Here is an 8,518-nt window from a genome sequence, read left to right as displayed (position 1 = left end):
TATATGATATTTTAAATTTAGCCTAAGCAAATTTACATTCAAAATAGCCTAAGCACATTTTAATAAAAATCAAAATGTCATTTGATTTATTCACATTAAAAATTCAATATCTATAGAAATCAAATACAGTAAGTTTTATATGATTCTCAATTATCAATTTCATCAAAATGAACAACAAACAGCAAAAACACTGGTATTCGTTCATGGTTTATTCGGCAGCTTAAGTAATTTAGGAATGCTTGCTCGACACTATTATGCGAGTCATCATGTATTACAAGTCGATGTTCGTAATCATGGTTTATCTGCACATTCAGATGCTATGACTTATGAATTGATGGCTGCTGATCTGATTGACACTTTGGATGAGCTTAATATTGAACACTTTTCTTTAATCGGCCATTCTATGGGTGGAAAATTGGTCATGAAAGTGACAGAAGTGGCAGGGAATCGGTTAGAGCAACTTGTGGTGCTGGATATTACGCCTATTGCGTATAAAGAAAATCATCATGAGCAGATTTTCAAAGCATTATTTTCAGTGCAAAAAGCTGATATTGAAAATCGCCAGCAGGCCATTGAAATTATGCGTGAATATCTCAAAGAAGAAATGGTAATTCAATTTTTACTAAAGTCTTTTAGCAAAGGAAAATGGTTGTTTAATGTAGATGCCCTGTATCAGAATTATGCTCAAATTCTTTCATGGGAAAATATAAAAACATGGCAAAAACCTGCATTATTTATTCGTGGTGGAAAGTCACCTTATGTAGAAAAGCCCGAATATATGGATGCGATTCAATCGCAGTTTTCTCAAGCGCAGATTCAAACGGTTGCAGATGCTGGGCATTGGTTGCACGCAGAAAAGACTTCAGAAGTCTTAGAAATCATGAACCAATATTTGGATCATGATTGCAACTGACTAATTTAAATTTGCTGCTAAAAGTTGCCCCTCGGAGGTCAACTTTTCAGCCATCTCAGCGGTTTTTTTTAAACCAGGCATTCGATACTCGGTATGTCCATAGTCTTGGATTGACGTCCAACGTCCGCCCCAAGTTAAACCGACAGATTCTGCAACTTCGCCATAGAGCTGATAGCCACGCATCGCCCATGGGTCTCGTTCAGAAATAACGACTTTTCCATCTCGCTTAAATGCGACATCCGCTGCCAAGCCAAATTGGTGGTAACTTTGATAACCACGAGCGAGCGTTGTATTTTTATTAGTGGCTAGGGAATTTTGGCGTTGTGGACTACGATAGCCCTCAAGCAGTACCAGCTCATAACCATGTTGATCATGCATGATTTTAAATACCATTAGTAGACGCTGCTTATAGCGCGGGTTCATTTTATGCCATTTACGGTCAGCCGTTGCTAAACTGTCATACGAATGGGCAGAATGTACATCCTGAATACTCGGATCGTAACTCAAAGTACTGGCTTGAATAGAATTATTATTAAGATCCGCTTGCTCAAGCATACTTGCTTCAACTATGGCCGCAGCAACCAATGATTCTTCTACTTCTGGTGGTGGCGATAAAATTTGTCCCTCGAGTAATGCATAAATTTGTGGATCTGATTGTCTTAAATAATCGGCTTCAATCTTAGTAGGCGTGACAGGGCTAGTAAATGCAAACATCAAGATACTGGTAAATAAAAGGAGACCTGCAACTAATATCCACCATTGCTGAATATGCCAAGAGGATTGTAATTGCTCAGGTGCCGCAGCATTATTGATGTGTTGCGCAAACTGACGAGCAGACTGAAACTTTCTTTTTCCTTGAGGAATTAACCCGACAAAAAAATCGGTAAACATTGTTCTTAATTCATAGGACAGTGCCAAACTGAGTCCTAATGCCAGAATTAGAAAAGTAGAAAAAAGAGCATAGATCATGGTGTGGTAAGAGCCACATGTTTTGTTTCCACGGCGCGTGTTGTAATCGTTGTTTGTACATCTCCTACAGGAGATTCCTCTGCTATATCCAAAGATTGCTGTGGCCTAGTTATTTTTTGTGGGCTCTGTTTTTGCGAATGGTCTGAACTGCGTGGAGAAGTATTCTGATTTTTATTCTCCTTATTTTGAGATATTGCATTCGTCGTCGGCTTTGGTACAGCTGTGGTTAATGCTTGGGGCCGGCGTAGAAAAGCTTTACTCAGCTCATCATCTTTGGGTTGAATAAATTCATTAGATGACTCTAGATCATTGGTTGCTTGAGGCTGATTTGAAGCATTGACTTTGCTCGCCTCAAAAATAGCTTCGGGTTCGCGCGTTGGCATTTCATTGTCTATTGCAGTTGTTTGATCTACAGCTGGGTTTTGGTTCACTTGGAGGGATGTATTTTTTTGTTGTATAAAAAAGTAAGTAAAAGCAATGCTTGATGTTAAGAGGATACCCACACAAAAACCACCCACGGCATAGAGCATGGGTGCAGGTCTTTTCTTTTTTGCTGATGTCAAAATTTTGACTGAAGTTTGTTTTTCACGAGTCATGGATTGAGTTCTTAGGGCAAATGGATTGTGATATATGCTTGTTCAGTTGGTGCTGAAATGACATTTTCATATTTAGCTAAAGAACTCGTATTTTGCTTAGACAACATGTAGTACAAGCCACCAAAGGCTAACAATGCAAACATTACCAAGAACAGTAAAATCCAATAGAACGGTAGTTCGCGGTGAATCATGTGTTTAATTTGATCGGGCAGAGAGGCAAAGGGAGAAAAGGCAGCCTTTTTCCCTTTTAAATAGTCAATTTCATCCCCCACACGTGCTACCAGATGATTTAAATTTTCTATAGACTCAATACGATATTTACCATGAAAACCCAACAGCATGCAGTAATGATAAACTTCTAGAGCACCTAATCGACCATGTCCTTTACGACGTAGTTCCTCTAATATTTCGAAAAAACGATAACCTGCAAGTTGTGACCCAAATAAACTCAGTTGTAGGGGGCTAATGAGCCAGCTATTTTGAAGCTCAAAAAACTGTGTATCTTGCTGAGTCACAATGGTTTCATCTAATAATGCACAGTAGGCATATTTAGCGTCTAGAATATCGTCTGCAGAAAACTGTAATTTTCGTGCTTGGTTTTCAAAGCGATCGAGCAATGCAATAACTTTTTCACGAAATTCCGTGACACTGCTAGGGATATATTGGTTTTTTAATAAAAAAACGATATAAAAACCATCATGCAATAAATCGACTAAGTTCGAGGTATTGGCAGTTTTTGCGGCTATAGGTGGTGAAACTAAACCAGTTCCAATTTGTCCATCATCAAAAAGTGAAGGGGCATTATTCATTATTATTATCCTTGGCCATTCATAACCACAATCAATTCAACAGCAATATCTTGAAACCCCGCTGGAATATAAATACAAATCGACTCGGCATCTAACATACGTTGGTATAAGTCATTATTCGGTTCGATTTCAAAGTAACTCACGCCAGACCGGACAGGAATCGCTGTTGGCACTTGTACTAAATGTTGTAACGGTACGGCTGGAAGTGCAGCAACTACACGTTGTTCAACGTCTATTGTATTGCCTACTTTGAAACGTAAAGGAACCAATTGAACCAGTTCGTGGGTTTGCATCATACTGCTTGAAACAGCCAAGTACAGCCTTGAATCACGTGTAATTTTGTCTGACTCTAAACGACCTAACCAATAAGATGGTCGGGTTTCTTTCAGTAGAATACTGATGTAACGGTTTGAAATAATGGTATCCAATAAGTCACGTAAAATGATATCAATCTCAGAAAAGCTTTCTTGTAAATGAAGATGTTGATAACGTGGTAAATGTTCCACATCATGTGCAGTCGAGAACGTGAGTAAAGAACCTGTTAAGCGCAATAACTCAAAATAAAGTCGTTCTGGGTGGATATGTGGGTATTGTAATAAATGATTTAATGTTGCATGTGCTGTATTCAGTGCATTGACCAACCAAAATGACACAATATCACCAGAGCGGAACTCAATCAGTTTCTGCTCATTTTCACGATTATTACTTTGAATGGTCTTAATTTTCGCTTTAATGACATTTAAAGTACGTTTTAGACTTGAAATGAGATTCTCAGACGACTCAATGTGCAAAATTGGGGGAATAAAATGGCGATCAAACTCAAATTGCCCAGAGCTTTGACGTTTAATCTTTGCTAAGGCTAGATATAAAAACCCATCAAGTTCTTGATTAGGCTCAATATTAGCATCTAATAATCTGAACTCGGCACGGCGGTGTAATAATGTGATATCGGCTTCGCTGGCATCTGTAAATAAGTCATGAGTCGAAGTCAAATAAGAATGATAACGACCTAGTTGCGTACTATTTTCACCGGCTAAGTTCCTCTTGTTGGCTTGCACAATTGGAAGCGCTAAATAGACTAGAACTTCGCCACGCAGGTTGAGCTCATCTAATAAAACGGGCGATGGTAATAGATCGCGCATAGGCGCCTGATAAATTTCTCCATCTTGCCAAATTATCTGAATGCTTTCGAGCGCCAAGATATGCGTTTGTAACTGAGCTTCGTCAAATTGTACACTTTGAATGCCATAGGCAAATGGAATGGTCGAGCGAATCGTATGATTCAAGCGTTGCTCATGATAAGCATCTTGCAATTGAAAATGTTGAGGACGTAAGAAGAGACCTTCGCCCCAAAGTATTTTTTCTGCTTTAAACATGAAGATTACCAGTTATTAGATTCATTAGATTGTGGTTGTACACCCAAAAGTTCTTGGATGTTAAGGAGTGGATTTTCATTTTTAATGACTTGATTTAGCCACTCGTGAAGTGGCATCTGATTCCACTTTATAGTTTTCTGCAACATGTAACTTACGGGACTATGTGGTTCATTAGCTTGGAAATAGTCTGAGATATCTTGCAATACACGCATTGCTTGTTCACGATTTACGAGGTGATTTTGCGGTTGCACCTTAAAATTTTGAGGCATTGGTGATGTATTCTCTAAGCTGATTTGTTCTTCTTTTTGCATCAATGAAAGTCTTTGGCTACTTATCATTGCTGGTGTTGCTGATTCTGTCGATGTATTGATGGCATGTATTTGCACAAAAACATCAGTTTTATAGAGTTTCTTTAAACTGATATGGACATTTTCAAGCTGCGTATCAATAGCTGCAAAGCTAGGGGCATCGAGTCCCATGAGGCGATCTAACACACTTTTGAGTTGAGACCATTCGGCTAGAAGTGCTGAAAAGTGTTGATAGTTTTGATATTGAAATGATTTTGATGTATTAAATAAACTGTGCTCGAACTGTTCAATCCCCTGAGATTGAACAGTATGATTTTCCTCGTAATTTTCGATTTGTTTTAATTGCTGATTTTTTTGTCTCAGCAGCGCTTCGTAGTCACCCAGTGAAAACTGAGGAGAATGTGTGATTGGAACGCGTTTAATCAAGGCAACCAATTGATTGATTGAACCTTGTAATAAACCTAAACGTTGATCTAAATCATCTTCTTCCATTTCAGGATGTAACTGTGTCCAATAGTTGCTCAGTGTCCGATGCATTAGCTCAAGTGCTTTGGTTATGCCTTCAAATCCATACAAGTGGGAGCAAGCTTCAAGTAACCAGCCCAGTAAACGAATGTCTTTTGATTTTTCAGTTAAAAGCTCAATAGATTTTTGATGTACAAAATGCCAATCTGCTTGTTTGGGTTCAGCAACCCAATCTCCTTGATCGAGTAGTGGATCATCTTGAGTTTTTGCAATTTTAATGGCATGAAACTCATTGGAAAAAGATAGATCTTGTCCACAAGGATAGTCGCTTGAAATAGGAGACAGTAAAGACTCAAGTTCTAAGCTCATAATTCGATACTCTATAAATTGGGTTAGGCTTGATCTACTTGTTTTTTATTCGGCTGACGTTTTTTGGGAACTTTTGTTTTTTCAATTGGATCTAAACGGTAGGTGATTTCATCATCTTTAGCATTGATATAAATCACTTTAGGCACATTATCTTCCGCTAATGCTATTAAAATTTCAGTTGCTAAAGCAGGCAATACCGTAGCATTTAAAATGTGATCTATATTACGCGCACCGCTATCGACTTCCGTACAGCGGCTCAATAGCAACTCGACTAAGTCGTCTGTATAGTGAACTTTGGTTTGATACTGTTTTTCAAGACGAGCTGTTATTTTACTGATTTTATGATGAATAATTTCAACTAATAAATCATCATGTAAAGGTAAATACGGAACGATCCGCATGCGTCCTAAAAATGCAGGCTTAAATTGTTTATATAGACTTGGCTTTAGATGTTCAATTAAGTTTTCTGCGCTTGGCCATGTATCAACAGGTTGATTGATGCAAGCTTGCATAATTGCAGTTGAACCGACATTTGATGTTAAAAGGATCGTGGTATTTTTGAAGTCAATAAGTCGGCCTTCACCATCTTCCAGTGTCCCTTTATCAAAGACTTGATAGAATAATTCTTGAACATCATTGTGCGCTTTTTCTATTTCATCGAGCAGGACAACACTATAGGGATTCCGCCGAACAGCCTCTGTTAATATACCGCCTTGTCCATAACCAACATAACCAGGAGGAGCACCTTTCAAAGAGGAAACAGTATGTGCTTCTTGATATTCAGACATATTAATCGTAATAAGATGTGATTCTCCACCATAAAGTTCATTGGCTAAAGCAAGAGCAGTCTCAGTTTTACCTACACCACTTGGACCAACAAGCATGAATACACCTTGCGGTTTGTTCGGATCATCCAGTTTTGCTTTAGATGTTTTAATACCCTGAACCAGTTGATGAAGGGCATAGTGTTGTCCCATGACGCGGGCTGAAAGCTTATCCTCTAATGTTAAAATCTGTTGGATTTCATCATTCAACATATTGCCGACAGGAATACCTGTCCAATCTGAAATAATTTCAGTAATCATTTGCGCATTTACACGTTCAAAGACCAATGGACTTTGACCTTGTATTTCAGCTAATTCTTCACGTAATGTTGCAATTTCTTTTTGAACATTTTGATGATTTAAATCTTTTTGTCGTAGTTTAATTTTTTCAACGAGTGAACGCTCTTTGTGCCATTGCTTTTGTGTCAAATTAATCTCTGTATCTAGCAGTGTTAGTTTGTGCTTTAAATCTTGTAAGCGTTCATGATGAATTGGCAGATTCTGGTGCTCATTCTCCAAAATTTTGTATTCAAGTTTTAGATTATGTTGTTGAGCCAGTTGTTGATCTAACTTTACAGGCTGCGCATTTTGGGTGAGCGCAACACGAGCAGCAGCCGTGTCGAGTACACTAATGGCTTTATCAGGAAGTTGACGACCACTGATATAACGATGTGAAGAATTTACTGCAGCGATGACTGCTTCATCATCTATATTGAGATTAAAATGTTTGGTCATCACGGGAAGCATGGCACGTAACATATCAATAGCCACTTCTTCTGTTGGCTCTTCAACTTTAATGACTTGGAAGCGTCGGCTAAGAGCCGCATCTTTTTCAAAATATTGTTTATATTCAGCCCAAGTCGTGGCTGCAATGGTACGTAACTCACCACGTGCCAATGCAGGTTTTAATAAATTAGCAGCATCATTTTGTCCTGCTTGTCCACCTGCACCAATTAAGGTATGTGCTTCATCTATAAATAAAATAATAGGATGGCTCGAACTTTGAACTTCTTCAATCACCTGCTTTAAACGATTTTCAAATTCTCCTTTAACACTCGCACCAGCCTGTAATAGCCCCATATCGAGAATATGAAGTTGTACATTTTTTAAAGCGTCAGGGACTTGGTTGTTGACAATTTTGAGTGCAAGACCTTCGACAACTGCTGTTTTTCCTACACCTGGTTCACCTGTCAGTATGGGGTTGTTTTGACGTCGGCGCATCAAAATATCAAGCATTAAACAGATTTCAAATTCACGCCCAATGACTGGATCAATTCGCCCATTTTTGGCTTTGTCAGTCAAATTAATGGTGTATTGATCCAGCGCTAATGTCTTGTTTAAAGTGGGAAGTATTGGAACGTCAGTTGGTGTTAAGACTGTTTGCTGATAGCAATCTTGTTCACTACTGTTAGTGCATAGGTCTATAAACTTATGCTTCATTGTATCAATTGGAAATAGTTCAAAAAGACTTGAGGCACGTGATGCGATTTGGTACAAATCAGGCGCAGTTAGTAGTGCAATCAATAAATGCCCAGTTCTAATGATGGAATTTTGTTCAGCAGATGCAAGTAACCATGCCTGTTCTAATAAACGAACTATAGATTGGGCAAAAATTGGTGTCCGAACATTGCCCTTGGGTAAGTGTGAAAGGCTGAGCTGTAAATCAATAACTAAATCTGAGTGAGAAATATTATATTTTTCCAGTAATAAAAGAAGGTCATTCGTTTCTGATTGTGACAATAATTCCAGAAAGAAATGTTCAATTTCAATTTCATAATTTTGTTGATTAATACAACTATTTGCTGATTTTTCTAACCCAATACGTGCGTGATTAGATAGCTTCTTAATTAGAATTTTAAGGTTATTCATATATAACTCAGTCATGGTTT

Annotated in this window: 7 protein-coding genes; 1 reads left to right on the top strand and 6 read right to left on the bottom strand. The window is 38.2% G+C overall.

Annotated features, from left to right (window positions below):
* The first annotated feature begins 139 nt into the window (after positions 1 to 139).
* Positions 140 to 913 carry an alpha/beta fold hydrolase gene (locus tag GBI16_RS16900; protein ID WP_086210625.1) on the top strand — a complete coding sequence of 258 codons (774 nt, stop codon included), beginning with the start codon at positions 140 to 142 and terminating at the stop codon, positions 911 to 913.
* Here the strand turns inward: GBI16_RS16900 and GBI16_RS16895 are convergent, their stop codons facing one another.
* From GBI16_RS16895 to tssH, 6 genes are read right to left on the bottom strand one after another with little or no spacing between them, the layout of a single operon-like run.
* On the bottom strand, positions 914 to 1,882 hold the full coding sequence (locus GBI16_RS16895) for a M15 family metallopeptidase (protein ID WP_151707520.1): 969 nt from the start codon (positions 1,880 to 1,882) through the stop codon (positions 914 to 916). It lies immediately after the preceding gene.
* Complete coding sequence (locus GBI16_RS16890; protein ID WP_086210623.1) at positions 1,879 to 2,478, bottom strand: hypothetical protein; 600 nt, start codon at positions 2,476 to 2,478, stop codon at positions 1,879 to 1,881. Before GBI16_RS16890 ends, GBI16_RS16895 begins: the two co-directional genes overlap by 4 nt.
* An 11-nt stretch (positions 2,479 to 2,489) precedes the next feature.
* Positions 2,490 to 3,287: a type IVB secretion system protein IcmH/DotU gene (gene icmH, locus GBI16_RS16885; protein WP_086210622.1), complete on the bottom strand. Its 798-nt coding sequence runs from the start codon at positions 3,285 to 3,287 to the stop codon at positions 2,490 to 2,492.
* Between the two features lie 5 nt (positions 3,288 to 3,292).
* Positions 3,293 to 4,663 carry a type VI secretion system baseplate subunit TssK gene (gene tssK, locus GBI16_RS16880; protein WP_151707519.1) on the bottom strand — a complete coding sequence of 457 codons (1,371 nt, stop codon included), beginning with the start codon at positions 4,661 to 4,663 and terminating at the stop codon, positions 3,293 to 3,295.
* 5 nt (positions 4,664 to 4,668) lie between these two features.
* Positions 4,669 to 5,805 (bottom strand): type VI secretion system protein TssA, encoded by a 1,137-nt coding sequence (tssA, locus tag GBI16_RS16875; RefSeq protein WP_151707518.1) that lies wholly within the window; start codon positions 5,803 to 5,805, stop codon positions 4,669 to 4,671.
* A gap of 23 nt (positions 5,806 to 5,828) precedes the next feature.
* Positions 5,829 to 8,498, bottom strand: coding sequence for a type VI secretion system ATPase TssH (gene tssH / locus GBI16_RS16870; RefSeq protein WP_086210659.1), 2,670 nt, complete (start codon positions 8,496 to 8,498; stop codon positions 5,829 to 5,831).
* Positions 8,499 to 8,518 lie beyond the last annotated feature (20 nt).

Source organism: Acinetobacter sp. TUM15064, assembly GCF_008980265.1.
In the GTDB taxonomy this organism is placed as follows: domain Bacteria; phylum Pseudomonadota; class Gammaproteobacteria; order Pseudomonadales; family Moraxellaceae; genus Acinetobacter.
Note: the sequence above shows the minus strand (reverse complement) of the source record. Positions and strands in the feature narration are given on the sequence as shown.